Origin of the sequence: Streptomyces sp. NPDC059852, assembly GCF_042731455.1 — a bacterium.
Classification (GTDB): domain Bacteria; phylum Actinomycetota; class Actinomycetes; order Streptomycetales; family Streptomycetaceae; genus Streptomyces.
On sequence record NZ_JBHWJK010000005.1, the window covers coordinates 167,915 to 194,187 of the forward strand.

26 protein-coding genes and 1 pseudogene are annotated in these 26,273 nt (G+C 73.5%); 11 read left to right on the forward strand and 16 right to left on the reverse strand.

The window, feature by feature from the left end:
• Positions 1 to 87: 87 nt before the first annotated feature.
• The 3 genes from ACFV46_RS08745 to ACFV46_RS08755 all read right to left on the reverse strand — a co-directional run bounded on the left by ACFV46_RS08745 (position 88) and on the right by ACFV46_RS08755 (position 2,686).
• On the reverse strand, positions 88 to 435 hold the full coding sequence (locus ACFV46_RS08745) for an ArsR/SmtB family transcription factor (protein WP_385497540.1): 348 nt from the start codon (positions 433 to 435) through the stop codon (positions 88 to 90).
• Positions 436 to 623: 188 nt separating this feature from the next.
• On the reverse strand, positions 624 to 2,348 hold the full coding sequence (locus tag ACFV46_RS08750) for a SulP family inorganic anion transporter (protein WP_385497542.1): 1,725 nt from the start codon (positions 2,346 to 2,348) through the stop codon (positions 624 to 626).
• Positions 2,345 to 2,686 carry an ArsR/SmtB family transcription factor gene (locus ACFV46_RS08755; RefSeq protein WP_385497543.1) on the reverse strand — a complete coding sequence of 114 codons (342 nt, stop codon included), beginning with the start codon at positions 2,684 to 2,686 and terminating at the stop codon, positions 2,345 to 2,347. The genes ACFV46_RS08750 and ACFV46_RS08755 overlap by 4 nt, the downstream gene beginning before the upstream one ends.
• A gap of 193 nt (positions 2,687 to 2,879) precedes the next feature.
• Here ACFV46_RS08755 and ACFV46_RS08760 point away from each other — a divergent pair, with 193 nt between their 5' ends.
• Together ACFV46_RS08760 and ACFV46_RS08765 are read left to right on the forward strand one after the other, a co-directional pair.
• Positions 2,880 to 4,109 (forward strand): metallophosphoesterase, encoded by a 1,230-nt coding sequence (locus ACFV46_RS08760; RefSeq protein WP_385497545.1) that lies wholly within the window; start codon positions 2,880 to 2,882, stop codon positions 4,107 to 4,109.
• Between the two features lie 51 nt (positions 4,110 to 4,160).
• A complete protein-coding gene (locus ACFV46_RS08765) occupies positions 4,161 to 4,316 on the forward strand; it encodes a DUF2804 domain-containing protein (RefSeq protein ID WP_385497547.1) in 156 nt (51 codons plus the stop codon).
• A gap of 123 nt (positions 4,317 to 4,439) precedes the next feature.
• Here ACFV46_RS08765 and ACFV46_RS08770 read toward each other — a convergent pair whose 3' ends face one another.
• Both ACFV46_RS08770 and ACFV46_RS08775 read right to left on the reverse strand, forming a co-directional pair.
• A complete protein-coding gene (locus ACFV46_RS08770) occupies positions 4,440 to 4,715 on the reverse strand; it encodes a hypothetical protein (RefSeq protein WP_361930427.1) in 276 nt (91 codons plus the stop codon).
• Between the two features lie 104 nt (positions 4,716 to 4,819).
• Positions 4,820 to 6,019 carry a cysteine desulfurase-like protein gene (locus tag ACFV46_RS08775; RefSeq protein WP_385497665.1) on the reverse strand — a complete coding sequence of 400 codons (1,200 nt, stop codon included), beginning with the start codon at positions 6,017 to 6,019 and terminating at the stop codon, positions 4,820 to 4,822.
• A gap of 226 nt (positions 6,020 to 6,245) precedes the next feature.
• On the opposite strand from ACFV46_RS08775, the gene ACFV46_RS08780 reads away from it, so the two are divergent.
• On the forward strand, positions 6,246 to 7,169 hold the full coding sequence (locus ACFV46_RS08780; RefSeq protein WP_385497548.1) for a LysR family transcriptional regulator: 924 nt from the start codon (positions 6,246 to 6,248) through the stop codon (positions 7,167 to 7,169).
• 6 nt (positions 7,170 to 7,175) lie between these two features.
• Here ACFV46_RS08780 and ACFV46_RS08785 read toward each other — a convergent pair.
• Positions 7,176 to 7,334 (reverse strand): annotated as a pseudogene (locus tag ACFV46_RS08785) (sarcosine oxidase subunit gamma); the annotation flags it as partial.
• Positions 7,335 to 7,486: 152 nt separating this feature from the next.
• On the opposite strand from ACFV46_RS08785, the gene ACFV46_RS08790 reads away from it, so the two are divergent.
• Positions 7,487 to 8,764 carry an alginate lyase family protein gene (locus tag ACFV46_RS08790; protein WP_385497549.1) on the forward strand — a complete coding sequence of 426 codons (1,278 nt, stop codon included), beginning with the start codon at positions 7,487 to 7,489 and terminating at the stop codon, positions 8,762 to 8,764.
• 16 nt (positions 8,765 to 8,780) lie between these two features.
• Here ACFV46_RS08790 and ACFV46_RS08795 read toward each other — a convergent pair whose 3' ends face one another.
• From ACFV46_RS08795 to ACFV46_RS08810, 4 genes are all read right to left on the reverse strand, one after another.
• Positions 8,781 to 10,004: a glycoside hydrolase family 88 protein gene (locus tag ACFV46_RS08795; RefSeq protein WP_361930435.1), complete on the reverse strand. Its 1,224-nt coding sequence runs from the start codon at positions 10,002 to 10,004 to the stop codon at positions 8,781 to 8,783.
• A 94-nt stretch (positions 10,005 to 10,098) separates the two neighbouring features.
• Positions 10,099 to 10,284: a hypothetical protein gene (locus ACFV46_RS08800; protein WP_376728469.1), complete on the reverse strand. Its 186-nt coding sequence runs from the start codon at positions 10,282 to 10,284 to the stop codon at positions 10,099 to 10,101.
• 58 nt (positions 10,285 to 10,342) lie between these two features.
• Complete coding sequence (locus ACFV46_RS08805) at positions 10,343 to 11,425, reverse strand: sugar ABC transporter substrate-binding protein (RefSeq protein WP_385497552.1); 1,083 nt, start codon at positions 11,423 to 11,425, stop codon at positions 10,343 to 10,345.
• A gap of 20 nt (positions 11,426 to 11,445) precedes the next feature.
• A complete protein-coding gene (locus ACFV46_RS08810; protein ID WP_376728467.1) occupies positions 11,446 to 13,956 on the reverse strand; it encodes a SpoIIE family protein phosphatase in 2,511 nt (836 codons plus the stop codon).
• Positions 13,957 to 14,385: 429 nt separating this feature from the next.
• On the opposite strand from ACFV46_RS08810, the gene ACFV46_RS08815 reads away from it, so the two are divergent.
• The 6 genes from ACFV46_RS08815 (at position 14,386) to ACFV46_RS08840 (ending at position 19,969) form a co-directional block, all read left to right on the forward strand.
• A complete protein-coding gene (locus ACFV46_RS08815) occupies positions 14,386 to 15,474 on the forward strand; it encodes a substrate-binding domain-containing protein (RefSeq protein ID WP_385497554.1) in 1,089 nt (362 codons plus the stop codon).
• Positions 15,475 to 15,519: 45 nt separating this feature from the next.
• Positions 15,520 to 16,293 (forward strand): ATP-binding cassette domain-containing protein, encoded by a 774-nt coding sequence (locus ACFV46_RS08820; RefSeq protein ID WP_385497555.1) that lies wholly within the window; start codon positions 15,520 to 15,522, stop codon positions 16,291 to 16,293.
• On the forward strand, positions 16,290 to 17,570 hold the full coding sequence (locus ACFV46_RS08825; RefSeq protein WP_385497666.1) for a sugar ABC transporter permease: 1,281 nt from the start codon (positions 16,290 to 16,292) through the stop codon (positions 17,568 to 17,570). The genes ACFV46_RS08820 and ACFV46_RS08825 overlap by 4 nt, the downstream gene beginning before the upstream one ends.
• A gap of 40 nt (positions 17,571 to 17,610) precedes the next feature.
• Entirely contained in the window at positions 17,611 to 18,237 is a 627-nt protein-coding gene (locus ACFV46_RS08830) for a DedA family protein (protein WP_361930454.1), read from the forward strand.
• A 58-nt stretch (positions 18,238 to 18,295) separates the two neighbouring features.
• Positions 18,296 to 18,658: a DUF779 domain-containing protein gene (locus tag ACFV46_RS08835; protein WP_192806050.1), complete on the forward strand. Its 363-nt coding sequence runs from the start codon at positions 18,296 to 18,298 to the stop codon at positions 18,656 to 18,658.
• Between the two features lie 72 nt (positions 18,659 to 18,730).
• Positions 18,731 to 19,969: a phosphodiester glycosidase family protein gene (locus ACFV46_RS08840; RefSeq protein WP_385497558.1), complete on the forward strand. Its 1,239-nt coding sequence runs from the start codon at positions 18,731 to 18,733 to the stop codon at positions 19,967 to 19,969.
• A 3-nt stretch (positions 19,970 to 19,972) separates the two neighbouring features.
• On the opposite strand, the gene ACFV46_RS08845 is transcribed toward ACFV46_RS08840, so the two are convergent.
• The 6 genes from ACFV46_RS08845 to ACFV46_RS08870 form a co-directional block, all read right to left on the reverse strand.
• On the reverse strand, positions 19,973 to 20,167 hold the full coding sequence (locus ACFV46_RS08845) for a hypothetical protein (protein ID WP_151782841.1): 195 nt from the start codon (positions 20,165 to 20,167) through the stop codon (positions 19,973 to 19,975).
• 125 nt (positions 20,168 to 20,292) lie between these two features.
• The gene (locus ACFV46_RS08850) at positions 20,293 to 21,156 is read right to left on the reverse strand and encodes a phosphatidylinositol-specific phospholipase C/glycerophosphodiester phosphodiesterase family protein (RefSeq protein ID WP_385497560.1); all 864 of its coding nucleotides are present in this window, start codon (positions 21,154 to 21,156) and stop codon (positions 20,293 to 20,295) included.
• A 183-nt stretch (positions 21,157 to 21,339) separates the two neighbouring features.
• Positions 21,340 to 22,422: an acyl-CoA dehydrogenase family protein gene (locus ACFV46_RS08855; protein ID WP_385497562.1), complete on the reverse strand. Its 1,083-nt coding sequence runs from the start codon at positions 22,420 to 22,422 to the stop codon at positions 21,340 to 21,342.
• Positions 22,419 to 23,600, reverse strand: a complete 1,182-nt coding sequence (locus ACFV46_RS08860; RefSeq protein WP_385497564.1) for an acyl-CoA dehydrogenase family protein — start codon at positions 23,598 to 23,600, stop codon at positions 22,419 to 22,421. The genes ACFV46_RS08855 and ACFV46_RS08860 overlap by 4 nt, the downstream gene beginning before the upstream one ends.
• A complete protein-coding gene (locus ACFV46_RS08865; RefSeq protein ID WP_385497565.1) occupies positions 23,597 to 24,574 on the reverse strand; it encodes an NADPH:quinone oxidoreductase family protein in 978 nt (325 codons plus the stop codon). Before ACFV46_RS08865 ends, ACFV46_RS08860 begins: the two co-directional genes overlap by 4 nt.
• Positions 24,575 to 24,662: 88 nt before the next feature.
• A complete protein-coding gene (locus ACFV46_RS08870) occupies positions 24,663 to 25,238 on the reverse strand; it encodes an XRE family transcriptional regulator (RefSeq protein ID WP_361930618.1) in 576 nt (191 codons plus the stop codon).
• Positions 25,239 to 25,330: 92 nt separating this feature from the next.
• Between ACFV46_RS08870 and ACFV46_RS08875 the strand changes: the two genes are divergently transcribed.
• On the forward strand, positions 25,331 to 26,263 hold the full coding sequence (locus tag ACFV46_RS08875) for an NAD(P)/FAD-dependent oxidoreductase (protein WP_376728461.1): 933 nt from the start codon (positions 25,331 to 25,333) through the stop codon (positions 26,261 to 26,263).
• Positions 26,264 to 26,273 lie beyond the last annotated feature (10 nt).

The window sequence follows — 26,273 nt, forward strand, 5'->3', positions numbered from 1 at the left end:
CCGCGAAGGGCGCCTGACCCGGGTTCCCGCGGTCGGGCGCCCTCCGGAACTCGAAGCTCGCGCAGTGGCAGGCGAGGGTGCCAGGCGTCAGGACGGTGATTCCGTCCCCGTGCCCGCCTGGAGGTCTGCCAGGAGTTCGGCCTGGCCTGTCAGGACGCCGGAGAGGATCGTGCGGGCGACCCGGAGGAGTTCGGCGACCTGGAGGGTGGCCAGGGAGTAGTAGACGGTGGCGCCCTCCCTGCGGGTCACGACGAGATTGGCCCGGCGCAGGACCGCCAGTTGCTGGGAGAGGTGCGGGGGCTCGATGCCCACCTCGGGCAGCATCTCCGCGACCGCGTGCTCGCGTTCGCTGAGCAGTTCCAGAACGCGGATGCGGGCCGGGTGCCCGAGCGTCTTGAAGAACTCGGCCTTCAGTTGGTACAGCGGCGTGCTCACCGGGCCGCCTCCTCCCCGCGGCTGCGGCACACGCTCCAGCTGCTCGTCGTATGCATGCTGCCTTCCTCGTCGGCGGAGCCGGCACCGCCGGTTCCCCGTGCGGTCCCGGGCGCACCACTTCCCGTGGTGACGACCTTTCGAATTGCCAACATTAGCAATCGGGCAGAAACAGCCGCAGGGGTGCGCGGTCAGGCGGGCTCGTCGCGTGCCGCCTGGGCCGGGATCGCCTCTGCCCCGGCGCAGAGGACGCCCGTCAGCTCCAGATGGTCACGGGCGGCGCGGATCGCCTCCGGGGTGGTGGCGTACGCACGGCCGTCGGGCTGCAGCAGGTCCAGTGCGCCCACGGAGTCCAGGACCTGCCGCTGGCCGGGGCGTACGCCGGACGCCAGGACGAGGATGCCGCGGCGGGTCAGTTTCTCGACCGCGTCCTTGAGGACGAGGGCGCCGGTCGCATCCATCGTCGACACCCGCGACATGCGCAGGATGACCGCCCGGACGTCGGCGACCTCGGTCAGTTCCAGCAGGAAGCGGTGAGCGGCCGCGAAGAACAGCGGGCCGTCGATGCGGTACGCCACGATGTGCTCGGCGAGCAGCGCGTGTTCCTCGGCGCTGTGGTCGCCCCGCTCCAGCGGGACCTGGTCGAGGCGGGCCTGCTTGGCCACCGCGCGCAGGGCGAGGGCGCCGGCCACGACGAGGCCGATGATCACGGCGTACACGAGGTCCAGGGCCAGTGTCGCGACGGCGGTGACGACGAGGATCAGCGCGTCGGACCGGGTGGCCCGGGCCATGGCTCGCAGGGAGCCGACCTCGACCATGCGGATCGCGGTGGCCAGCAGCACGCCCGCCAGCGCGGCCAGCGGGATCCTGGAGACGAGGGGTGCCGCGGCGAAGACGATGACGGCCAGGACGGCGGCGTGGATGAGGGCGGCGAGCCGCGAGGTCGCGCCGGTGCGGACGTTGACAGCGGTGCGGGCGATGGCGCCGGTCGCGGGGACGCCGCCGAACAGCGGGGCCGCGATGTTGGCCAGGCCCTGCCCGAACAGTTCCCGGTCGGGGTCGTGCCGCTGCCCGACGGTCATGCCGTCCGCGACCGACGCCGACAGCAGGGACTCCAGGGCGGCGAGGGCGGCGACCGCGACGGCGGGGGCGAGCAGGGAGCCCAGGGCGCTGGGATCGAGGAAGGCGAGGGTCGGTGCGGGCAGGCCGGACGGCAGGTCGCCGATCGGTCTGGCCGCGTTCAGGTGCGCGAGCTGTGCGACGACCGTGGCGGCGATCACCGCGACGATGGAGAAGGGCACCGTCGGCCGCCATCGGGCACCGGCGAGCATGAGCGCGGCCACGGCGACCGCGAGACCGACGGCGGTCCAGTTCGGGGACTGGGCGAACTCCTGGACCGCCCGCCAGGTGACCACCAGCACGCGGTCGCCCTCCGGCGTGGGCACGCCGAGGGCGTTGGGGATCTGCTGGAGGCCGATGACGCAGGCGATGCCGAGGGTGAAGCCCTCGACCACCGGAGCGGGCACGTACTGCATGTACGTGCCGGCCCGCAGCACGGCCAGCGCCACCAGCATCACGCCGGCCATCAGTCCCACGGTCAGCACGCCGGTCGGGCCGTACGCGCCGACGATCGGGACCAGGACGACGGTCATCGCGCCCGTGGGCCCGGACACCTGGAGGTTCGAGCCGCCGAAGACGGCGGCGAGGGCACCGGCCACGACGGCGGTGGCCAGGCCCGCCTCCGCGCCCAGCCCGGAGGAGACCCCGAAGCCGAGAGCGAGCGGCAGGGCCACGACCGCGACGGCCAGCCCCGCGAGGAGGTCCCGGCGCGGGTCGCTCCGTACGTCCCTGAGGTCGTGCCGGCCTGGCAGCAGGGAGGCGATCCGGGTCCACACCCGGCGGGCACCGGGGGTCATGGTGCGACGACCTCCGCGTCCTTCGGTTCGGCCGCCAGTCGGCCCCTCCCGGCGAGCATGTCGGTCAGGATGCGGCGCGCGGCCCTCATGAGGTCGGCGACGTCACCGCCCGCCAGCGCGTGGACGACCGTGGAGCCCTGCCGGGTGGAAGCGACGATGCCGGACCGGCGCGACACCGCGAGCTGCTGCGACAGGCACGGCGCCTCCACCTCGATCGCGGCCGGCAGGTCCCGCACCGGCGACGGCCCGTCCTGAAGCAGCTCCAGCACCCGGATGCGGACGGGATGACCGAGCATCCGGAAGAACTCGGCCTTGGCCTGGTACAGCGGAACGGACACGACCCCTCGACTTCCCGCGGACGGCACCCAGGGAGGCCGTGTGGCAGTGCACCACCCTGACGTCAGCAAGAAGAGCATGTTGGCAATTGCTTAATTTCGCAACTCCGCATGTCCTGACAAGCCCGCCGCCGACCGGCATCCTCCGGCTCGCCCGATACAGTGCGCGAGACGGCAGCCCGGTGGGAGGGGACGCGTGACCGACACCAGCAACACCAGATCCGCCGACGGCGAGGCGCCCGCCCCGAAGCCGAGGCGGCTGCTGTACCGCGTGATGCGCCACCTCCCCGCGATCGCCCCCGTCCTGCTGTGGGCGGTGCCGTGCGTCGTGCTCCTGCACACCGGTCAGCACTGGCCGCTGCCCGTCACCCTCGCCGGCACCGCCCTGTTCGTGCTCGGTCTCGCCGCCATGCCGGTCGCGATGGTGCGCGGTCACGGGCGACGTCAGCAGGACCGTGCGGCCATCGTCGGGGACACGCTGCTGGGCGGCAGCTGGGTGCTGTTCACCTGGTCGCTGCTGCTGGGCGTGCCCCTGCGGATCGCCCTGACCGTGGCCGGCGTCGGAGAAGGGCACGACCGGGCCCGGATCGCCACCTGGGCCGTCCTCGGCGTCACCGCCGTCCTGCTCGTCTGGGGATATGCCGAGGCCCGGCGCGTGCCCCGTGTGCGGCAGGTCGAGGTGCGGCTCCCCCGGCTGGGCGCCGGGCTGGACGGTCTGCGCGTCGCCCTCCTCACCGACACCCACTACGGCCCCCTCGATCGCGCCCGCTGGTCCGCGCGGGTCTGCGAGACGGTGAACGGCCTCGACGCCGACGTGGTCTGCCACACCGGCGACATCGCGGACGGCACCGCCGCCCGCCGCCGCGCGCAGGCGGCTCCGCTCGGCACCGTGCGGGCCACCCGGGCGAAGGTGTACGTCACCGGGAACCACGAGTACTACAGCGAGGCCCAGGGCTGGGTCGACCTGATGGACGAGCTGGGCTGGGAGCCGCTGCGCAACCGCCATCTGCTGCTCGAACGCGGCGGCGACACCCTGGTGATCGCGGGGGTCGACGACGTCACCGCCGAGTCGTCCGGCCTGGCGGGCCACCGTGCCGACGTGGCCGCGGCGCTGGAGGGCGCCGATCCCGCACTGCCCGTCCTGCTGCTCGCGCACCAGCCGAAGTTCGTGGACCGGGCGGTGGCCGCCGGGGTCGACCTGCAGCTCTCCGGGCACACGCACGGCGGCCAGATCTGGCCCTTCCACCACCTCGTCCGGCTGGACCAGCCCGCCCTCGCCGGTCTCAGTCGGCACGGCGGCCGCACCCACCTCTACACGAGTCGCGGCACCGGCTTCTGGGGCCCGCCGTTCCGGGTCTTCGCCCCCAGCGAGATCACGCTGCTCGTGCTTCGCTCCCCCGATCCGGCCCCGGCCGCCTCCGCATAGCGCGCGTCGTCGGAGCGGCGCCGGTTCCCGACGTCCCGTCAGCATCCGCAGGTGCGAACGGACTTCGGCGGGTGCGCCCTGTTCGTCGCCCGTGAAACCCTCCAGTGCTTCGGCGAGTTCCTTGGGCGCGCGCAGTCCGACGACGGCTCCTCGGTGGAGCTCGACGGGCTCACCGGCTGGGCGGAGGAGGCACGCAACCGCTGGTGACCGGCCGACCGGGGCGCGACTCCAAGGTGGCGCCGGATACAGCCCGAGTCGGTCCGGAAACGCGGCAGCCAGGCGCCCGGTTCGCACCGGTCGCCTGGCTGGTCGCCGCGAAGCGGGGTTCGCTCAGAAGGCGCTGTTGTTGCAGCCCATCGACGAGCCGAGGTGGGTGCTCTGCGCGCCCGCGTCGCCCTCACCGTTGACACCGGCGCCGAGGACGCCGTTGAGCAGGCCGACGACACCGAGGATGTCGATGTTCAGGTCGTGCGACTTGCACTCGGTGCTCTGCTGGACGTTGTACGCGCTGCCCTGCGGGCCGTCGGCGTGGGCGGTGCCGGCGGCGAGGAAGCTGACGCTGCCGAGGGCGGCGACCATGACGGCAGCCTTGCGAAGCTTGAGCATTTCATCTCCGGTGGAGCGAGGTGGATGCGAAGGTGAGAGGGTGACCCCTCACGATTTACGGAGATTAATGAGAAATGTCCCACATTGCCCTGTGGCGCGCCGTGTCAGAGGAAGGACGCCAGCCCTTCCAGAAAACGGTCCACCTCCTCGGCGGTGTTGTAGGGCGCGAGGCCGACGCGCAGGGCGGGGTCCGGCAGTTCGAGCGCGGTGAAGGGCTCGTGGGCGTAGAACGACCCGGCGGGGGCCACCACATCGCGCGCCGCCAGATGCGCTTGCGCGGCGCGGGCGTCACGTCCTTCCGGGGTCATCAGCAGGGTCGGGGTGCGGTCGGCCGCCTTCGTGTGGACGGTCACCGCGTCGCCGAGACCGCGCAGCCCTTCCTCCAACCGGGCGCGCAGCACGGTCTCGTGGACGTGCAGCGAGGCCAGTGAGCGCGCGAGCCGCTCCCGGCGCGTGCCCTCGGCCGCGGGGTCCAGCGCGGCGAGGAAGTCGACGGCCGCCGTCGCGCCCGCCAGCGTCTCGTACGGCAGCGTGCCGAACTCGAAGCGCTCCGGCACCGCGTCGGAGGACGGCAGGAGCTTGTCCGGCCGCAGCGTCTCCAGCAGTTCGGGGTCGCCGGCCAGCACACCGCAGTGCGGGCCGAGGAATTTGTACGGCGAGCAGACGAACAGGTCGGCGCCCAGCGCCGGAACGTCCACCAGGGCGTGCGCGGCGTAGTGCACGCCGTCCACATAGACCAGCGCGCCGGCCTCGTGCGCCAGGTCGGCGATCCGGCGGACGGGCGGCTTGGTACCGAGCACGTTCGAGGCGGCCGTCACCGCGACCAGCCGGGCACGGGAGGACAGCGCGCGCTCGAACGAGGCCAGGTCCAGCTCCGTGGTCGCGTCGTCCAGTTCGATCCAGCGCACGATCACCCCGGCCCGCTCGGCGGCCTGGACCCACGGACGGACGTTGCAGTCGTGGTCGAGACGGCTGAGGACGATCTCGTCGCCGGCCGCCCAGCCCTTGGCCAGATGACGGGAGAAGTCGTACGTCAGCTGGGTGGCGCTGCGCCCGTGGACGACGCCGTGCGCGGGTACGGCGAGCAGGTCGGCGTAGGCGGCGCGGAACTCCGCGACGGCGCGCTCCGCGTTGAGCTCCGACGGGCTGACCGCGCCCCGGTTGGACAGCGGCCCGGTCAGGGTGGCCGCGATGGCGTCGGCGACGGGCCGCGGGGTCTGGGTCCCGCCCGGGCCGTCGAAGAAGGCCAGCCCCTGCCGGAGGGACGGGAAGTGGGCCCGGAGGGCGGTCAGATCGATGGCCATGGCCTCGGCTTTCGAGAGCATCGGGCTCAGTGGGAGCGGAGCGGTTCGCCGGCGGGTGCCGGAGACGGTCCGCGACGTCATGTCGTCCGCCGGCGCGGCAGTCCGGACGCCGCGGACACCCTTGGACTCTGGCACCCGGCCGCGCGACACGTACAGCGATGGATCGCGAAGTGAGAGTTCATGTTTCATGATGGCTCGAGCTCGTGCGAGGTGGTGGCGGTGCGTCATGAAGGACCAGCCGGATCTGAAGCTGCTGGCCACGTTCCTGGCCGTGGTCGAGCACGGCTCCATGGCCGCGGCGGCGGCAGCGCTCGGCTATGTGCCGTCGGCGGTGTCGCAGCACATAGGCGCCCTGGAGCGGGACCTGGGTGTCGAACTGCTGGTCCGCCGGCCGGGCAGCCGGCTGATCCTCACGGGCGCCGGCCGGTCGCTGGCCCGTGCGGCCGGGGAGCTGTTCGAGGCGACCGCCCGTTTCCGTGACGCCGCCGACGGCATCGCCCGCCGGGAGGTCGCCGAACTGCGCGTCGGCGCGTATCCGAGCGCGGTCAGCCATCTGTTCCCGGGCGTGCTGTCCGCGCTGCGGCCCCGGGAGCGGGGCGTCCGGGTGCGGCTGATCATCGTGGAGACGCACGCGGGGCTGCCCAGGGTCCGGTCCGGCGACCTCGACCTGCTCATCGCCTACCGGTATCTCCCCGAGGACCCGCCCGCCGCCTCCGCCGAGCTGGCCCTCACCTCGCTCGGGCACGAACCGCTGGTCCTCGTCGCGGGCGCGCGGCCCGGCAGCCGCCCCCTCGCCCTGGAGGACTGTCTGGACCGGGAGTGGACGTCCGGCCTGGCGCACAGCCCGGACCGGCGGCTGCTGCACCGCTGGGCCGGTGAGCTGGGCATCTCCCCGGACGTGACGCTGGAGACCGAGGATCTGCACAGCATGCTGGCGATGATCCGGGCGGGCCTCGCCGTGGGCTGGATCCCGGCCACGCTGATCGACGGGGAGCGCGGCGACGAAGGCGTCCAACGGGTGGTGCTGCCTCCCGGCTCGGCGCCGCTGAGCCGGGAGATCCTGGCGGTGAGCCGGCCCGGCACCCGGACCCCGGTGGCCGACGAGCTGGTCGCGCTGCTGACGCGGGCTCTGCGGGGCGCCAGGGCGTAGCGCCGCCTAGGGGGTGTGCAGGAGATACTCCGTCGCCGCGTCCAGCAGCCAGTCCGTCAGATGTGCGGCGTACGACGACCGGACCAGCACCCGGAAGCCTGCCCGGTGCGGGGCGCGGGCGGCCAGGACGACCTGAGTGCGGCCGAGCGTCGCGCGGGCGCACCGGCGCCACCGCCGCGCCCGTCGCAGGGCCACCTTCCCAGAGCCGGCCGCCGGAGGACCCGTTCCGTTCGGACCCTCATCCATGCCATGCTCATGCAGACTCATTCATGAACCTCGTTCATAACCATGACCATTGGCTGATACGGAGGCTGGAGATGAGAGCGACATCCCGACTGGGTGTCCTGCTGGTGGCGCTGGCCGCGTTCACCACGGGCGCCGTCCCGGCCGCGACCGCTGAGGCACCGGAGCGGCAGACGCCGCGTGTGCCGCACACCGTCGTCCTGGACGGCTCCCGTATGCAGCGGACCAAGGCCCGCCTCGATCACGGCGACCCTCAACTGCGCCGGGCGGTACGGGCGTTGCGCGCCCGGGCCGACACCTGGCTGGACCAGGGCCCGTGGACGGTCGTCGACAAGCCCCGGCCCGCGCCCGGCGGCGACGTCCACGACTATCTGAGCCAGGCCCCCTACTGGTGGCCCACCACTCCCGCGACCGCCGACAACCCGTGGGGCTGTCCGTACGAGCAGCGCGACGGCGAGCGCAATCCCGAGGTGGACTCCGGCACCGACCGGCAGGACGTGGAGAAGACGTTCGACTCGTCCTACGACCTCTCCCTGGCCTGGTACTACACCGGGGAGCGGAGGTACGCCGAGAAGGCCGCGCGGGTGCTGCGCACCTGGTTCCTCGACCCGGCCACCCGGATGAACCCGAACCTCGACCACGCGCAGTTCATCCCCTGCCGGTACGACGGCCGCGCGATCGGGATCATCGACTTCTCGCAGTCCTACACCGCCGTCCTCGACGCGGTCGCCCTGCTGGAGACCGGGGCACCCGGCTGGACGGCGGAGGACCGCGCGGCCATGAGGACGTGGAACACCGACTTCCTGAGGTGGCTGCGGGACAGCGACTTCGGCCGGCAGGAGGCCGCGGCCACCAACAACCACGGCACCTTCCACGACATGCAGGTCGCGGGCCTGGCGTTGGCGACCGGCGACCGGGAACTGGCCCGCCGGACCGTGCTGGACGCGCGCGCCCGGCGAATCGCGCCGCAGATCGCGTCCGACGGCGGTCAGCCCCAGGAGCTGGCCCGCACCCGGAGCTGGCACTACTCGACGTTCGACCTGGTCGCCTACACCCGGCTGGCGGCGATCGGCCGCCATGTCGGGGTGGATCTGTGGGCCTATGAAGGACCGCAGGGACAGAGCCTGTTCAAGGCGGTGGACTATCTGCTCCCCGCCGCGACCGGCGCCGCCCCCTGGCCGCATCCGGAGCTGGAGTTCCACCGCTTCGCGGCGACGGACGTCGTGCACGCGGCGGCCGACGCCGGGGACCGCCGGGCGGGGCAGGCCGTCCCCCTGCTGGAGGAGCCGCCGGGCGGCGACCTGTGGGCCCTGCGCCCGGCGGCGGAACAGCTGGACTCGATCGCGGGCTGACCGGCGGCCCGGCGGGTCAGACCGTGGAGAGGTCGATCGCGCGGTCGACGTCGGCGGGCCGCAGGACGCGCAGGATGCCCTCCAGCAGGTAGTAGTCGGCGTACGGGAGGGAGATCTCGACGCCGTCCTCGGCCGGGCGGTTGCGGGTGCAGCGGGCCACCACCGCGTCCGCCCGGGCCGACTCCGTGGTCAGGCACGTCCGCGCCAGCGCGGTGAGCATCCGCAGCGCCACCTCGCGGTACCGCTGCCGTCCCGTGGCGGCGGCCAGGTCGAGCAGCCCGCAGGCCATGATCGCGCCCGCGGAGGCGTCCTTGACGTCGTGGGGCTGCTGCGGGGCGCGGAAGTCCCACACCGGCACATGGTCCGGGGTGAGGGCGCCGACGGCGTAGTCGGCGAGGGCGCGGGCGGTGGTGAGGAAGCCGGCGTCACCGGTCCTGCGGTACATGGTGGTGAACCCGTAGATCCCCCAGGCCTGCCCGCGTGCCCAGCAGGAGGTGGGGCTGTATCCCTGCACGGTGTTCGGGCCGATGGGGCGGCCGTCGGCCGGGTCGAAGTCGTACACGTGCGGGGTCGAGCCGTCCGGGCGGGGGAAGACGCGCCGCGCGGTCCGCGCGTGCTCGACGGCGATGTCCAGGTAGCGGCCGTCGCCGGTCTGCCGGGTCGCGAAGGCCAGCAGGTCGAGGTTCATCATCGTGTCGATGATGACCCGGCCCGCGTTGTTCGGGTCGTTCAGGCCGCCCCAGGCCCGGATGAAGCGCCCGCGCGGGTTGTAGCGGCGGATGAGGGAGTCCGCCGCCCGCAGGGCGCCGGTGCGCCAGGCGTCGTCACCGGTCAGCCGATAGGCGGTGACCCAGGAGGGGTAGAAGAGGAAGCCGAGGTCGTGGGTGCCGGTGTCGTCCTGGCGCGGCGCCAGCTTCCGGGCCGAGGCGAGGGCGCGGGTGCGGAAGGCGTCGTCGCCGCTGTACAGCCAGGCCATCCACAGCGTGCCCGGCCAGAAGCCGCCGACCCAGTCGCCGTTCTGCGAGTACACCCACTTCTCGAATCTGGTGCCGACCGGGAAGGCGGTCACCCCGGGCGAGACGGCGGCGAGCTTGCCGACCGCGTAGTCGGCCGCCGTACGCAGCGTGCGCAGGTCGGCGGGGGGTGCCGTCGCCTCCACGGCCGCGGCGGGCGCCGGTAAGGCACCCGCCGACGCGGCTCCGGCCGCCGTGGCCAGCACAGTACGCCGGGAAACACTCATGCGGACTCCTCCAACTGCTCGGTGTGGGGGAACGGAGTTGACCGAGCCTTGCATGAGCCGCGCCGAGCTGTACACCCATGTGGGCGATGTTCATTCACCTGAACGTCTGGGGACCCCTGGCGTCGTCGCGTTCGCCCTCCGCCTGGGACGGCTCCGTCCTCGGGACGTCCGGGTGCTGCTCCGCCGCCGTGCGTTCCGCCGGCTCGTCGCGTTCCCCCTCCGCCTGGGACGGGGTGTGCGAGTACAGCCAGCGGTCGTAGTACGAGGCTCCGCTCTTCATGGCCGACCTCCCTCGACGGTTCCCTCCATGCTCCCCCCGGTGCGACCGGCCGACCAGCTCAGCGGGTGATCCCCAGGCGGGCGCAGGCGGCGCGCAGCTCCGGGACGCAGATCTGGGCGGCGGTGTAGACGCCCGGGCGCACCAGGGTCCGCTCCACGTTGCCGGCGGTCACCGGGGCCGGGGTCAGCAGGATGGCGGGGATGTCCTGGCGGGTGGCGCTGTCGACGGTGGTGGTGGCCACGTCCTCGGCGGGCTCGCCCCGGCCGAGGGCCACGGCCATGGCGGCGGCCGCGGCGGCCTCCTTCTCGAACGGCTTGTACACCGTCATGTACTGCCGGCCGGCGACGACGCGGCGTACGGCCTCCAGGTCGGCGTCCTGCCCGGTGACCGGCGGGGGCTTGTCGATCCCGGCCTTCTTGAACGCGGAGACCACTCCGGCGGCGATGGCGTCGTTGGCGGCCAGGACGCCGCTGATGCGGTCCGCGCCGAGGGCTGAGATCGCGGCCGACATATTGGCGTGGGCGCTCTCCGGGCTCCAGCCGGCGGTGTCGTAGGAGCGGGCGATGGTCACCTCGGGTGCCAGGACGGAGAGCGCGCCGCGCCGGAACCACCCCGCGTTGGCGCTGCTCGGGTCGCCGTTCATCATCACGACGGTCCGGCCGTCCCCGCGGGCCCTCATCGCCGTCAGCAGCGCCTGGCCCTGAAGCCTGCCGACCTCCGCTCCGTCGAAGCTGACGAACCCGGAGACGGGCCCTTCGGCGAGGCGGTCGTAGGCGACGACGGGGACACCCGCGCGGCGCGCCTCCTGGATCGAGGAGCGCAGCGCCTTGCTGTCGGCCGGATCGAGGATGAGCACCTTCACCCCCTTGGTGATCATGGAGGTGACCTGGTCGCGCTGCCGGGCCGCGTCGGCCTCGGCGTTGGCGTACACCACCCGGCAGTCCGCGCACCGCCGGGTGACGTGCTTCTCGATCAGCGGTTTGTCCGCGTGCTCCCAGCGGGGGGTCACCCGGTTCGGGAGCAGCAGCCCGACGGTGAAGCTCTGTCCGCCGGTCCTGTCGTCCGAGCCGCATCCGGCCAGGGACACGGTCAGCAGTCCCGCGACGAGCGCCGCGGCGGCCTGCAGCGTACGGGTGCGCATCCCAGCTCCCCTCGTCGTGTTCAGGGCGCGCGCCCGGCGGCGGCGGCACGGTTCGGCACGACGACCTCGCTCCACACCTGCTTGCCGCCGGCCACCGGGAACGATCCGGTGGACTCCGACACCGCCTCGACCAGGAGCAGTCCCCGGCCGCCGGTGGACTCCCAGTCCACGATGACCGGCTTGGCGGGGGCGCGCGGCGAGGAGTCGCTGACGCAGACGCGCACCCGGTCGCCGCGCAGGACCAGATCGAGCCGGACCGAGCCCTGGGTGTGCACGAGGGCGTTGGTGACCAGTTCGGAGACGACGAGCAGCACGGCGTCGGCCGCGTCCTCGACGTGCCAGCGGCGCAGGGTGCGCGCGGTGAACCGGCGGGCGTGCATCACGGCGTCGGGCAGCCGCCACACCACCCAGCCCGCCCGGATCGGCTTGGTCCGCATGCCGTCGTAGCGCAGGAGGAGCAGTGCCACGTCGTCCTCGCGCGGGCCGCCGTCGCCGAGCAACTGGTCGGCGGCGCGGGGCAGGTCGGCCGGGTCGGCGGCGGCGAGGGCGGCGCGGGTGCGTTCCATGCCGACGTCCAGCGGGAGGTCGGCGGCCTCCACGAGGCCGTCGGTGACCAGGGCGAGCACGGTGCCGGTGCCCAGCGCGACCGCCGTCATCGGGAACTCGGCGTCGGCCAGGACGCCGAGCGGGGGCCCGCCCTCGACCAGCACCTCCTCGGTGGTGCCGTCCGGATGGCGCAGCAGGGGCGCGAGATGCCCGGCCCGTACGAAGAGGAAGTTGCCCTCCTCCATGTCCAGTTCGACATAGCAGCAGGTGGCGAAGAGGTCGGTCTCCATGCCGGTGAGCAGACGGTTGGCGTGGGCCATGACGACGTCGGGCGGGTGTCCTTCGACGGCGTAGGCCCGCACCGCCGTCCGCATCTGGCCCATGATCGTGGCGGCTCCCGCGCTGTGGCCCTGCACATCGCCGATGACGAGGGCGACCCGGTCGTCGGACAGCGCGATGACGTCGTACCAGTCGCCGCCCACCTGCAGGCCCCGCCGGGCGGGCAGGTAGCGGGCGACGGCCGCGCCGCCGGGCAGCTCGGGCAGCCGCCGGGGCAGCAGGCTGCGCTGGAGCATGGTCGCCAGCTCCTGCTCCGCGTCGTGCGCGTGCGCCCGTTTCAGGGCCTGTCCGACGAGCGCGGCGGTGGCGGTGAGCAGGGACCTCTCCTCGGGCGTGAACTCGTGCGGCCGATCCCAGCCGACCAGGCACACCCCGGCGACGCTGCCCTTGGCGGGCAGCGGCAGCACGGCGAGGCCGCCGGAGCCGATACCCGCGAGCGCGGGCTCCAGGGGGGTTCCGGCGGGCCAGAGGTCCATCCGGCCGTCCCGCAGGGCGAGTTGCAGGGTGGGCACGGCGCCGATCGGGGCGTCGGGCCACTCCGAGCGCCATTGCGCCCGCCACACCTGGGGCCAGGCCGACGGTTCGGGCGGGTCGAGCAGGGTGACGACGAGCCGGTCGTCCCGGATGTCGGCCAGCGCCACCCGGTCGGCGCCCAGCGGCTCACGCAGCGCGGTGACGGCGACCCGGCCGACGTCCTGGACGCTCACGGCGTCGTCGAGGGCGGCGGTCAGCCATTGGATGCGGGACACGTCGTCGGTGGTGCCGTGCTCCACGGAGGTGGCGGTCACCACGCCCAGCACCTCCTCGGACCGGTCGCCGGAGGCGGGCCGCACCCGGCAGCTCAGGCTCAGCCAGCGCAGCTCACCGGAGGGGCGGCGGACCCGGAACTCCAGTTCCCGGCGGACGGGGGCCTGCGAGGTCGGTTCGAGGACGGCCATCAGCGCGGGCATGTCCTCCGGGACGGCGTGCCCGAGCAGGGACTCCACCTTGCCGTCGAAGGCGTCCGGGGTGGTGCCGACCAGTTCGAGCAGGGTCTCGTCCGCGTCGATCAGGCCGGTCTCGGGGACGAGGACGAAGGAGCCGGCGCGCATGGCGTGCAGGGCGCGGGCGAGCAGTTGAGGGGGCGCGGTGCCGGCCCGTTCGGCGCCGAGCAGACGGCCGACGTTGTCGGCGTAGCACTCCAGGAAGCGCTGCTGTCCGGCGTCGAAGCCGTCCGCCGAGGTGCCGACGACGACGAGGCAGCCGAGTCCGCCGTCGGTACCGCGCAGGGGCAGGGCACCGAGGGAGACGCTCCTCTCCCGGGGCGGCGCGGGCGCTCCCTCGGGGTAGGAGGCCAGTGCGGCGGCGTTCAGCCACAGGGGGCGGCCGGTGCGGAAGGCGTGGGCGGCGGCCGAACCGCCGGTCGCGGACAGGGCGGGCGGCAGCCGGTGCTGCGGGGAGTCCAGCCCCGCGGAGTCGAGCAGCCGTAGCTCGGGTTCGTCCGGGTCGGCCGCGTAGACGGCGGCGAGGGCCGTCCCCGCGAAGGTCAGCGCCCGGCCGCCCGAGGCGGCCTGTCCCGCCGTGAGCGCCGCACCGGTGCCCGTGATGCCGGCCTCCGGTGCGTCCGGCTCCGGAACTCCGGTCCGGGCACGGCCGTCATGAGGCATGTCCGCAACCTTCCTCCCGTCCCTGCCGGAGGTGCTGGGGGAGATCGGGGGCACCCTCACGCGGAAGGCGCACGGGAACCCGGGACACCAGAATCGCATATCCGGATGATCCGGACATATCTATCTACGGGGCCTCTTCGTTCGCTGGTGGGAGCGCTGTCACTGCGTTCGCCGATCGACCGGGCCGGTGTCAGACTGACCAGGTGGTCGTCTTGCCGCCGCCACGGAGCACGCACCGGCCGGGAGCAGGGCGCCGGCGCGTGGCCGCACCGTCGGCCCGCCTTCCACCCGGCCGGGCGCATGGAGCCTGAGCCGGCCCGGCGGGTGGGCGCCTCCGCCGCCCCGCACCGGCCGCCACCGGCTCCGCCGACGCGCCACGGCACCGCCGGCCCGGCGGTGCCGCCCCGGCACGCTCGGGAGGTCTTCCGTATGAGAACTCGCATACGGGACACCGCCGTGGCCCTGGTCGCGGCTTCCACCGCCATCGCCGTGGCGGCCTGCGGCTCGGACGGCGCAGGCGGCGCCGGCGACGGGACCGGACCGAAGATCGGGATCCTGCTGCCGGACAACACCACGGCCCGCTGGGAGACCCAGGACCGGCCGCTGCTGGAGAAGGAGATCGAGAAGCGCTGCGGCGACTGCACGGTGGTCGCCGCCAACGCCAAGGCGGACGTGGCGGCGCAGCAGCAGCAGATGGACTCGATGATCGCCAACGGGGCCGACGCCCTGCTGCTGGTGGCGGTGGACGCCCGCGCGATGGCCTCCGCGGTGCGCAAGGCGGAGGAGGCCGGCATCCCGGTCATCGCCTACGACCGGCTCACCGACGGGCCGATCGCCGGGCACGTCTCCTTCGACGGCGAGGAGGTCGGCCGGCTCCAGGGCACGGCCCTGCTCAAGGCGATGGGCGACGAGGTGCCGGGCGCCCAGATCGTCATGATGAACGGCGACCTCAGCGACCCCAACGCGGTGCTGTTCAAACGCGGCGCCCTGTCCGTGCTGCGGGGCAAGGTGAAGATCGGCAAGACGTACGACACCCTGCAGTGGCGGCCCGAGGCGGCCAACCAGAACATGTCCGCCGCCATCGCCGCCCTCGGCGGCGACAGCATCGACGGGGTGTACGCCGCCAACGACGGACTGGCCGCCGGCAGCATCTCCGCGCTCCGGGCGAACCTGGTCCGTCCGCTGCCCCCGGTCACCGGACAGGACGCCGAACTCGGCGCCATCCGCCGCATCGTCAAGGGCACGCAGTACATGACCGTCTACAAGCCGTTCCTCCCGGAGGCGACCGCGGGCGCCGAGATGGCCGTGGCGGCGGCCCGCGGGGAGAACCTGGACCGGGTGGCCGACGACGAGGTGACGACCCGTGACGGGCACGAGGTGCCGACGGTGACGCTCACCCCCGTGTCCGTGACCGTGAACAACATCAAGGACACCGTGGTGAAGGACGGCGTCTACACGGTCCGCCAGATCTGCGTCCCCGACCTCGCCGCCGCGTGTCGTACGGCCGGACTGACCTGACCACCGGTCCGGCCCGGCCGGACGCACGGGAAGGAGATCGTCTCCGTGTCCTCTCCCCCACTGCTGGCCCTGCGCCGCGTGAGCAAACGCTACGGCGCCGTGGAGGTCCTGACCGACATCGACCTGGAGATCCGGGCCGGCCAGGTCGTCGCGCTCCTCGGCGACAACGGCGCCGGCAAGTCCACGCTGGTCAAGGTGATCTCCGGGGTGTCCCCGGCCGACCGGGGCCTCATCGAGTGGGAGGGCCGCGCGGTCCAGATCCGCCGCCCCGCCGACGCCCGGGAGCTGGGCATCGCGACCGTCTACCAGGACCTCGCCCTGTGCGGGAACCTCGACGTCGTCGGCAATGTGTTCCTCGGCCGCGAGATCCGCCGGTACGGCTTCCTGGACGAGATGGAGATGGAACGCCGCACCCTGCACCTGCTGGAACGCCTGACCCGGGGCATGCCCGATCTGCGGGCCCCCGTCGTCTCCCTGTCCAGCGGCCAGCGGCAGACGGTCGCCATCGCCCGCTCGCTCCTCGGCGAGCCGCGGCTGATCCTGCTGGACGAGCCCACCGCGTCACTGGGGTTCCAGCAGAGCACCGAGGTCATGGACCTCGTGGACGAACTGCGCGACCGGGGCATGGGCGTGCTGCTCATCAGCCACAACATGGGCGACGTCAAGGCCCTGGCCGACCGGGCCGCCGTGCTGCGGCTGGGCCGCAACAACGGCTTCTTCGACGTGAACACCGCCTCCCAGGAACAGATCATCTCGTCCATCACCGGCGCGACGGAGAACACGCCCCGCCGGCCGGCGCACCAGGAGGCGGCGTGGTGAAAGGGACCCGCACCATGGCGGACGACCGGGGCACCGGGACCGCGTCACCCCCGGCCGGGGACGGCCGCGGTCCCCGCGGGCAGGCCGTGACCGGCACGCTGCGACGCTGGGCGGCGCTCGCCCGCCGCAGGCTGCGGGCCGGTGAGGTGGGCTCGCTGCCCGTGGTGGTCGTCCTGGCCGTCGTCTGGATCACCTTCCAGTCCCTCAACGACAACTTCCTCTCCCCGCGCAACCTGTCCAACCTGAGCGTGGACATCGTGGGCACCGGCCTGATCTCCGTCGGCATCGTCTTCGTCCTGCTGCTCGGCGAACTCGATCTGTCCGTCGGGGCGATCAGCGGGCTGGCGGCGGCCATCTTCGCCGTCCTCAATGTGCAGAACGGTGTGCCCGAGTGGCTGTCCCTGGTCATCGCCGTGCTCGCCGGCACCGTCGCGGGCGCCGTGCAGGGCTACTCCTTCGCGAGAACCCGGGTGCCGGCGTTCGTCGTCACGCTCGCCGGGCTGCTCACCTGGAACGGCCTCATGCTCTACGTCCTGGGCACCAGCGGCACGATCAACCTCGACGACAACGGGCTGGTGGCCGAGCTGACCAGTTACTACTTCACCCAGGACGCCGTCGCCTACGCGGTGGCCGCGCTGGCGGTGGGACTCGTCCTGCTGGTGTCCTGGCTGGACCGGCGGCGCCGGGTGGCCGCCCGGATGCCGCACCGGTCGCTGCAGGTGATCGTCGCGCGGGCCGGCGGGCTCGCGGTCATCGCGTTCACGGCCGCGTACCTGCTCAACCGGTTCCAGGGGCTGCCGCTCGCACTGCTGATCTTCCTCGTGGTGGTGGCCGCCCTCGACATCGTGCTGCGGCGCACACACTACGGACGGCAGGTCTACGCCCTCGGCGGCGGGGTCGAGGCCGCCCGCCGGGCCAGTCTCAGCGTGACCCGGGTGCAGACGGCGGTGCTCGCCGTGTCCGGGACCATGGCCGCGATCGGCGGGCTGTTCCTCGCCTCACGCATCACGTCGGTCAGCCAGAGCTCCGGCTCGGGCGTGCTGCTGCTCAACGCGATCGCGGCGGCCGTGATCGGCGGGACCAGCCTGTTCGGCGGGCGCGGTTCGACCTGGTCGGCCGTGCTCGGCATGCTCGTGATCCAGTCGATCGCCTCGGGTATGGCCATCACGGACACCCCGGCGGCCATCCAGTTCATGATCACCGGAGGAGTGCTGTTCGCGGCGGTGGTCATCGACGCGCTGTCCCGCCGCTCGCAGGAAGCCCACGGCCGCGCGTGACCCCGCGAGCGCGGCACCGGGCAGGCGGGAGGTGAGGGCGGTGCTGGCCGTGAACCCGACCGACGGTGACGCCGTCCTGGCCACCTTCGGAGCCCTCGGCGTCCTGGTGGTGATCTTCGCCGAGTCCGGGCTGCTCGTGTTCGGCTTCTTCCTGCCGGGCGACACCCTGCTGCTGCCGGCCGGAGTGCTGTGCGCCGCCGGTGCCGGCCAGGGGCTGGTGCTCTGGCAGGTGCTGCTGTGCGCGGCCGCCGGGGCCCTGCTCGGCGGCCAGGTCGGCTATCTGATCGGGCGGCACGGCGGCCGGGCGCTGCTCGCGCGCACCTCCAGACCGCGTGTGCGCGAGGCGGCGGCCCGCGCGGAGACCCTGCTCGCCCGCTACGGCTACGGCAAGGCGCTGGTGATCGGCCGCTTCGTGCCGCTGGTCCGCACGGTCCTGCACCCGGCGGCCGGAGCGCTGGGCGTGCCCGCGCGGACGTTCACGCTCTGGCAGATCGTCGGCGGGCTGCTCTGGTCCCAGAGCCTCGTCCTGGCCGGCTACGCGCTCGGGCACTCCGTCCCCGACATCGAGTCCTATCTGCTCCCCCTGGTGGCCGGTGTCGTGGTGATCTCCCTGCTGCCCGCGCTGCCGGTCCTCGCCCGGGCCCGCCGCGAGCGCCGCGACCGCTGAGCCCCGGCGGAACACGCCGCAACCCCCTCGCAACCTTGCGTGTGATGCGCTGGGCCGCATGTATGAGGAGACCCCGCGCGTCGAACTCACCCCCGCGGCCGCCGATCTGCTCCGGCGGCTGCACGCGGCCCACGGCCCGCTGATGTTCCACCAGTCCGGCGGCTGCTGCGACGGCAGCGCGCCCATGTGCTACCCGGAGGGCGAGTTCCGCACGGGCGGCTCCGACGTGCTGCTCGCCGAGCTGGAGGTCGAGGGGGTGGCCGAGCCGGTGACGTTCTGGATGTCGCGCGCCCAGTACGAGGCCTGGCGGCACACCCGTCTGATCGTCGACGTGGTCGAGGGGAGGGGCAGCGGATTCTCCCTGGAGGCACCCGAGGGAGTGCGTTTCCTGATCCGTTCCCGCGTCGTCGGCGCTCAGTGACGTCGCAGGTCGTCGCCGTCTGGTGCACTTCCCCCGAGTCCTGCCACATTTGACGTGACCTCAGGGGGGATCGTGACGCTTCACCGGAGGAGATCAGGCACGGCCCGGGCGGCCCTCACGCTGCTCACGGCGTTCGGCGCGCTGGCCGGTGCGGCCCTGACGGGGGCGGCACCGGCCGGCGCCGTGCAGCGGGGCACCCGGATCGCGCCGGGTGTGGTCTACGACGAGTTCGACATCGCGGCGGCGAAGGGCACCGCGCACGCCCATGTCCTCACCGTCGACCTGCGGGAGCGGCGGGTCCGGCTGGGCCTGCTGCATCCCGGGGCGGTGGCCGCGCGGGCGCCGGTCTCCCGGCAGGCGACCGCGCTGGGGGCGGTCGCCGGGGTGAACGGCGACTTCTTCAACATCAGCGAGACCCAGCACCCCGGCGTCCAGGCGACCGGGGCGAGCGTGGGCCCGGCGATCGCGCGGGGCCGGGTGCTGAAGGGCGCGGTGCCGGACGGCCAGCGCTTCGGCCCGGCGCTGCCGCCCGGTACGAGCACCGCGGAGGTGTTCGGGGTGGGCGCCGACCGGCGGGCCCGGCTGGACCGTCTGCGCCTGACCGGCTCCGTCCGGACCCCCGAGGGTGTGCTGCGGTTGCGCGGGCTGAACCAGTACGCGCTGCCGACCGGCTCGATCGGGGCGTTCACGGCGGCCTGGGGCAGCGCGTCCCGGGTGCGGGCCACCTGCGGCACGGACACCGACCGGGCGGCCCCGTGCAGCACGGACACCTACGAGGTGACGGTCCGTCGCGGCCGGGTGGTGGCGGCCTCGAACACCCCCGGCGGCGGCCCGGTGGCCGCGGGCACCACGGTCCTCGTGGGCCGGGAGGAGGGCGCGCGGCGGCTGCGGAAGTTCTTCGTGGGCGAGCGGGTGACGGTACGGCACCGGCTGGTGGCGGCGGCGTCACGGGTCCCGTACCGCTTCGCGCTCGGCGGTTATCCGGTGCTGTCGGACGGGCGGCCGCTGCCCGGCCTGGACGACCGGACGTCGGCGGTGCGCACCGCCGTCGGCGTCGCGGACGGCGGCCGGCGCGTGGTGCTGCTCGCGCTGGACGGCGCGCCGGCGTACCGCACCGGCCTGACGATCGCGGAGGTGGCGGCGGTCATGCGGAAGTTGGGTGCGGTGCACGCCTTCAGCCTGGACGGCGGCGGTTCCTCGACCCTGGTCGCCCGTGCGCCGGGCGCGCAGGCCGTCTCCGTGCGCAACCATCCGTCCGACGGGGCGGAGCGGCCGGTCGCCAACGGCATCGGGGTGTTCTCGACGCCTTGAGCCTCAGGGCCTCAGACCGCTGACGATGTCCGCCGTGGCGGTCAGGCCGCTGTGGATGGTCGGCGCCATGCTGGTGCTGGCCAGATAGAAGCCGAGCAGCAGGCAGACCAGCGCGTGGGTGATCTTCAGTCCGCCGTTGCGGACGAAGATCACCGCCAGAATGAACAGCAGCAGTACCACCGAGATGGAAATGGCCATCGTCAACCTCCTCCGCCACGCCGTCACGCCCGGTTCACGGCGTTCGGGCGCAAGTGTGGCGTAGCGGAGGGTTCGTCCGGGCGGCTGACCTGTCCCCCGAACGTGTGATGTTCCAGGTCGTCGGGCTAGACGTGGTGGTGGCTGTCCAGGAAGGCCTCCAGTCCGGCCAGGTCGTCGGTGTTGAGGTGGTCGACGCCGGCGGCGAGCAGTTCGGTCCAGAGGGCGTCGCGGGCGGGGCCCGGGGTGTCCGGGGTGGCCCAGAAGCGGACGCGCTGACCGTGTGCGTGGGCGGCGGCGGTGAGGGCGTGCAGCGTGCGCCGTTCGGCGTCCGGGAAGGGGCCGGTACCGAGCCAGGTGAAGTTCAGCGTCCAGTTGTCGCTGATGAGCGGGATGAGGGAGGCGGGCGCCGCGCTGCCGAGGTCGGTGAGACGGCCGTCGTAGAAGGCGTGGCGGACCTTCTGGGCCTCCATCGGAGCGCGGGCCGCGCGGTCGCCGGAGACGACGGCGGTGACCGGGCCGGGCTGCACCCGGCCGTGGGCGTACGTCGTGAACAGGTGCCGGTGGCGGGCGAGACACCGGTCGAGCGCCAGGTAGGTCGAGGCGCCCTCGGTCTTGAGGTCGATCAGCAGCTGGAACGACCGCCGGGCGCCGGGATGCACCCGGCCGTGATGGGCCCGGACGCGGGCGGCGAGCGGGTCGAGGTACAGGGCCTCCAGGGTGCGGGCGGGGTCGAGGTCCTCGGGGCCGTGCGCCACCAGGAGCCGGCCGTCGACGAGGTGGACGTCCGCTTCGACGCTGCCGAAGCGGTGGTCGAGGGCGTCGAGGAGGGGCCGTGGGTGCTCGTAGTCGTTGTGGGCGTGGGCCCGCCACAACGGGCGGGGGTGGTGCGGGCGTTCGGCCGCCTGGGCGCGGGCCGCGGGGAGGGCTGCCGCGCCGGCGAGGGCGGCGCCGAGGGTGGTGAGGGCTCCGCGACGGGTGGTGGGTGCCATGCTTCGCCTCCGTGTCGGGCCGGACGGGACTGCGGCGAGTATGCGATCCCGAGGGGCCCGAACAGCAGGGGCCGGGGCGGGAATTGGCCGGACCGCCCTCCCTCGTTCACCTCACCGGCGCATGGCACACGCGGAAGCCCGCCCCTGCCGGGACGGGCTTCTGCGGGGTTCCGCTCGGGTGCCTCAGGGAGCGCGGAGGTCGACCAGTTCGGCCAGCGCCTCGCGGTGGACGCCCGCCGTGCCGTAGGCGAGCGAGTCGGCCTTGGCCCGCTTCAGATACAGGTGGACCGGGTGCTCCCAGGTCATACCGATCCCGCCGTGCAGCTGCAGGGCCTCCTCGGCGGCGTGGACGGCGACCGGGGACGCGTAGGACTGGGCGACGGCGACCGTCACGTCGGTGTCCTCGCCGGTCGCCAGGGCGTCGGCGGCCGCGCGGGCGGCGGCGCGCAGGTTGACGACCTCCAGCCACAGCTGGGCGAGTCGGTGCTTGAGCGCCTGGAAGCCGCCGACGGGGCGGTTGAACTGCTTGCGCTCCTTCAGGTAGCGGACCGTCTCCGTCAACGTCCAGTCGGCGAGCCCGAGTTGCTCGGAGGTGAGCAGTCCGGCGCCGGCGCGCAGCGCGCGTCGTACGGCGGGTTCGGCGTCGCCCAGCAGACGGCCCGGAGCGCCGTCCAGGGTGACCGTGGCCACGGGCCGGGTCAGGTCCAGGGACGGGTGCGGTGTGACCGTCACGGCGTCGGCGTCGACCGCGTACAGCCCGCCGTCGTCGGCCGGGACGAGCAGGACGTCGGCGATCACGGCGTCCGCGACACCGGTCAACTCGCCGTACAGCGCACCGCCTTCATGGCGTACGACCGTGTAGGCGCCGCCCGCCGCGGTGTTCAGGGCCAGCGCGAGCGCGGCGACGGTCGTCGCGGACGCCAGCCGGCCGAGCAGCTCCTCGTCCCCGCACTCCAGCAGGGCCTCGGTGGCCACGACGGCGCTGGTCAGATAGGGCACCGGGGCGACGGCCCGGCCCAGCTCCTCCAGGACGACGGCGGCTTCGCGGTGCGTGGCGCCCTGTCCGCCCAGCTCCTCGGGGATGAGGAGGCCCGCGAGCCCCATCGTGCCGGCGAGCGCCTTCCAGGCCGCGATGTCGTGCGGTGCGCCGGACTCGGTGCGGGCGATGACACCGGGAGCGTCGCAATGGTCGGCGAGCAGGTCCCGCACGGCCGCCCGCAGCGCCTCTTCCTCCTCGGTGTACAGCAGGTCGGGCTGGGTGCTCATCGGGCGAGGTCCTTCCAGGCGACGTCCTTGTCGGTGCGCGGCTCGGCGGGCAGGCCCAGGACGCGCTCGGCGACGATGTTCAGCAGGACCTCGCTGGTCCCGCCCTCGATGCTGTTGCCCTTGGAGCGCAGGTAGCGGTATCCGGCGTCGCGGCCGGTGAAGTCCACGAGCTCCGGACGGCGCATGGTCCAGTCGTCGTACAGCAGGCCCTCCTCGCCGCGCAGTTCGACCTCCAGACCGCTGATCTCCTGGTTGAGACGGGCGAAGGCGAGCTTCATGCCGGCGCCCTCGGGGCCGGGCTGGCCGGCGACCAGTTGCTGGCGCAGCCGTTCGGCGGTGAGGCGGGAGACCTCGGCGTCCACCCACAGCTTCAGCAGCCGCTGGTGCAGGTCGTGGGTGCGCAGTCCGGGGCGTTCGCGCCAGGTCTTCGCGACCGGGCCGATCATGCCGCCCTCGCGGGGCAGCCGCATGCCGCCGATGGCGACGCGCTCGTTGTTCAGGGTGGTCTGGGCGACCCGCCAGCCGTCGCCGACCTCGCCGAGGCGGCGGCTGTCGGGGATGCGGACGTCGGTCAGGAAGACCTCGTTGAACTCGGCCTCGCCGGTGATCTGCCGCAGCGGGCGGACCTCGACGCCGGGGTCGGTCATGTCGCACAGGAAGTACGTGATGCCGGCGTGCTTGGGCACGTCCGGGTCGGTGCGGGCGATGAGGATGGCCCAGCGGGCGATGTGGGCGCTGGACGTCCACACCTTCTGCCCGTTGACCACCCAGTCCTCGCCCTCCCGCACGGCCCGGGTGCCGAGGGCCGCCAGGTCGGAGCCGGCGCCGGGCTCGCTGAAGAGCTGGCACCAGACCTCCTCGCCGGTCCACAGGGGCCGCAGGAAGCGCTGCTTCTGCTCGTCGGTGCCGTACTTGAGGATGGTCGGCGCGGCCATGCCGAGGCCGATGCCGATGCGGCGCGGGTCGTTGTCGGGGGCGCCGGCGGCCTCCAGTTCGGCGTCCACGACGACCTGGAGGGAGCGGGGCGCGCCCAGGCCGCCGAGGCCCTCGGGGTAGTGCACCCAGGCGAGGCCCGCGTCGAAGCGGGCGCGCAGGAAGTCCGGGCGGCCGGTCGTGGCCGGTGGGTGCGCGGCGAGCAACTCCTGGGTACGGCGGCGCAGTTCGGCGGCGTCGGTCATGCCGCTCCTCCTTCGGTGAGTCCCGGGAGTACGACGACACGGCCGGTGGTGACGCCGTCGGCGACCCGCTGGACGGCCGCCGCGGCCCCGCCCAGCGGGACCCGCTCGCTCACCAGCGGCTTGACGGCGCCCTGGGCGGCCAGCTCGGTGAGCTGTTCGTGGCAGTGCCGGACCAGCTTGGGATTCTTGGTGTTGTACAGACCCCAGTGCAGGCCGAGGATCGAGTAGTTCTTCACCAGGGCGTGGTTGAGGGCCGGTGCCGGGATGGTGCCGCTGGCGAAGCCGAGGACGACGATCCGGCCCTCGAAGGCGACGGCCTTCGCGGACTGGGCGTACGCCTCGCCGCCGACGGGGTCGTACACGACGTCGGCGCCCCGGCCGCCGGTCGCCTCCTTGACGGCGGCGACGACGTCCTCGGTGTGCCGGTCGATCACCACGTCGCAGCCGAGTTCGCGGGCCACGGCGGCCTTGGCGGCGCCGCCCACCACCCCGATGACCCGGGCGCCGGCCGCCTTGCCGAGCTGGACGGCGGCGCTGCCGACCCCGCCCGCGGCGGCGTGGACCAGCAGGGTCTCGCCGGCTTCGAGGCCCGCGCGGCGGTGCAGGCCGAACCAGCCGGTCTGGTAGCCGATGTGCAGGGCGGCGGCCTCGGCGTCGTCGAGGGCGTCGGGCGCGGGCAGCAGGGCGGCGGCGTCCGCGACCGTGTACTCGGCGAATCCGCCGTACGGCAGCGCGGGGGTGGCGAGGACGCGGCGGCCGTCCTCGGTCTCGCCGCAGACCTCCACACCGGGCGTGAACGGCAGCGGGGGCCGGACCTGGTACTGGCCCCGGCACAGCAGCGCGTCGGGGAAGTTGACGTTCGCGGCGCGCACCTTCAGCAGGACCTGGCCGTCGCCGGGCGTGGGGGGCTCGGTCCGGTCGAGCCGCATCACCTCGCCCGGTTCGCCGTTGCGGTGCACTTGCCATGCCTGCATGCGGAGCCTCCACGGGGGACTGCGTCGTCTGTCCGGGTCGGTTAGCATACTAAGCGGTCGCTTGCCGATCAGGGAACCGTCGGACGCGTCACGTCTGCCGCGGCCGCGCCCGTACGTGCATCCGCTCGCCCTGCGGCCCGAACAGACTCAGGAACTCCACGGGCCCCTCCCCCGTCGAGCCGAACCAGTGCGGGACCCGGGTGTCGAACTCGGCGGCCTCCCCGGCGGTGAGCACCACGTCGTGCTCCCCCAGCACCAGCCGCAGCCGGCCCGACAGGACGTACAGCCACTCGTAGCCCTCGTGGGTGCGCGGCTCTGGCGGGCAGCTGCGCTGCGGTTCGAGCACCTTGAACGCCTGGAGGCCGCCGGGCTGGCGGGTGAGCGGCCAGTGCTTGCGGCCGTAGCGCTCGATCGGCTCGGTCGCGCGCACCCTCGGGTCGCCGACGGCCGGGTTGCCGACCAGTTCGTCCAGCGGCACCTGATGGGCGCGGGCGATCGGCAGCAGCAGCTCCAGGCTGGGCCGGCGCAGGCCGGACTCCAGCCGGGAGAGCGTGCTCACCGAGATACCCGTGGCCTCGGACAGCGCGGAGAGCGTCACCTCGCGCTCCTTGCGCATCCGGCGCAGCCTGGGACCCACACCGGCAAGGACGTCGTCGTCGCTCATGTTGTCGTCCGTCATACGGTCATTGCAGTTTCGGCAAACATGTTTGTCAATCCCGCACCGCGCACCGCACGGTTCAGGTGGAGGTGGTCATCGTGACCGAGACGTACGAAGTGATCGTGATCGGCGGAGGCGCGGCCGGGCTGTCCGCCGCGCTCGTCCTGGGCCGTGCCCGGCGCCGGACCCTGGTGGTGGACGCCGGGGAGCCGCGCAACGCGCCCGCCGCCCATATGCAGGGCTATCTGACCCGTGACGGCATGCCGCCCGCCGAGTTCCTGGCCGCGGGGCGGGAGGAGATCGCGCGGTACGGGGTGGAGCTGGTCCGGGACCGGGCCGTGGACGTCTCGCGGGACGGAGACGCCGGCGACTTCACGGTCGGGCTGGCGGGCGGCCGGACCGTCCGCGCCCGGCGCCTGATCGTCGCCACCGGCCTCAAGGACGAGCTGCCGACCGTCCCCGGCGTCGCCGAGCGCTTCGGCGCGGACGTGCTGCACTGCCCGTACTGCCACGGCTGGGAGGTCCGCGACCGGGCCTTCGGCGTCCTGGCGACCACCCCGCTGAGCGCCCACCAGGCGATCATGGTGTCCCAGTGGTCGAAGGACGTGACCTTCTTCCTGCACGAGGTCGCCGCATCCGACCTCACGGCCGACGACGTGCGGAGGCTGGCGGCGGCCGGAGTGAAGGTGGTCCCCGGCGAGGTGGCCGGGCTGGCGGTCGAGGACGACCGGCTCACCGGTGTCCGGCTGGCCGACGGCACGCTGCACGCGCGCGAGGTGCTGTTCGTCGCCCCGCGCGCGGTGCCGCGGACCGGCCTGCTGGAGAAGCTGGGCGCCGAGCTCCACGAGACCCCGTTCGGCGCCTACCCGGTGGTGGACGCCACCGGCCTCACCTCGGTCCCGGGCGTCTGGGCGGTCGGCAACGCGATGGGCTTCTCCGAACAGGTCGTCAACGCCGCCTCGTCCGGCTACCGAGCAGCGGCCACCCTCAACGGAGACCTCCTCTTCACGGATCTGGACACCGGATCATGAGAACGCCGAG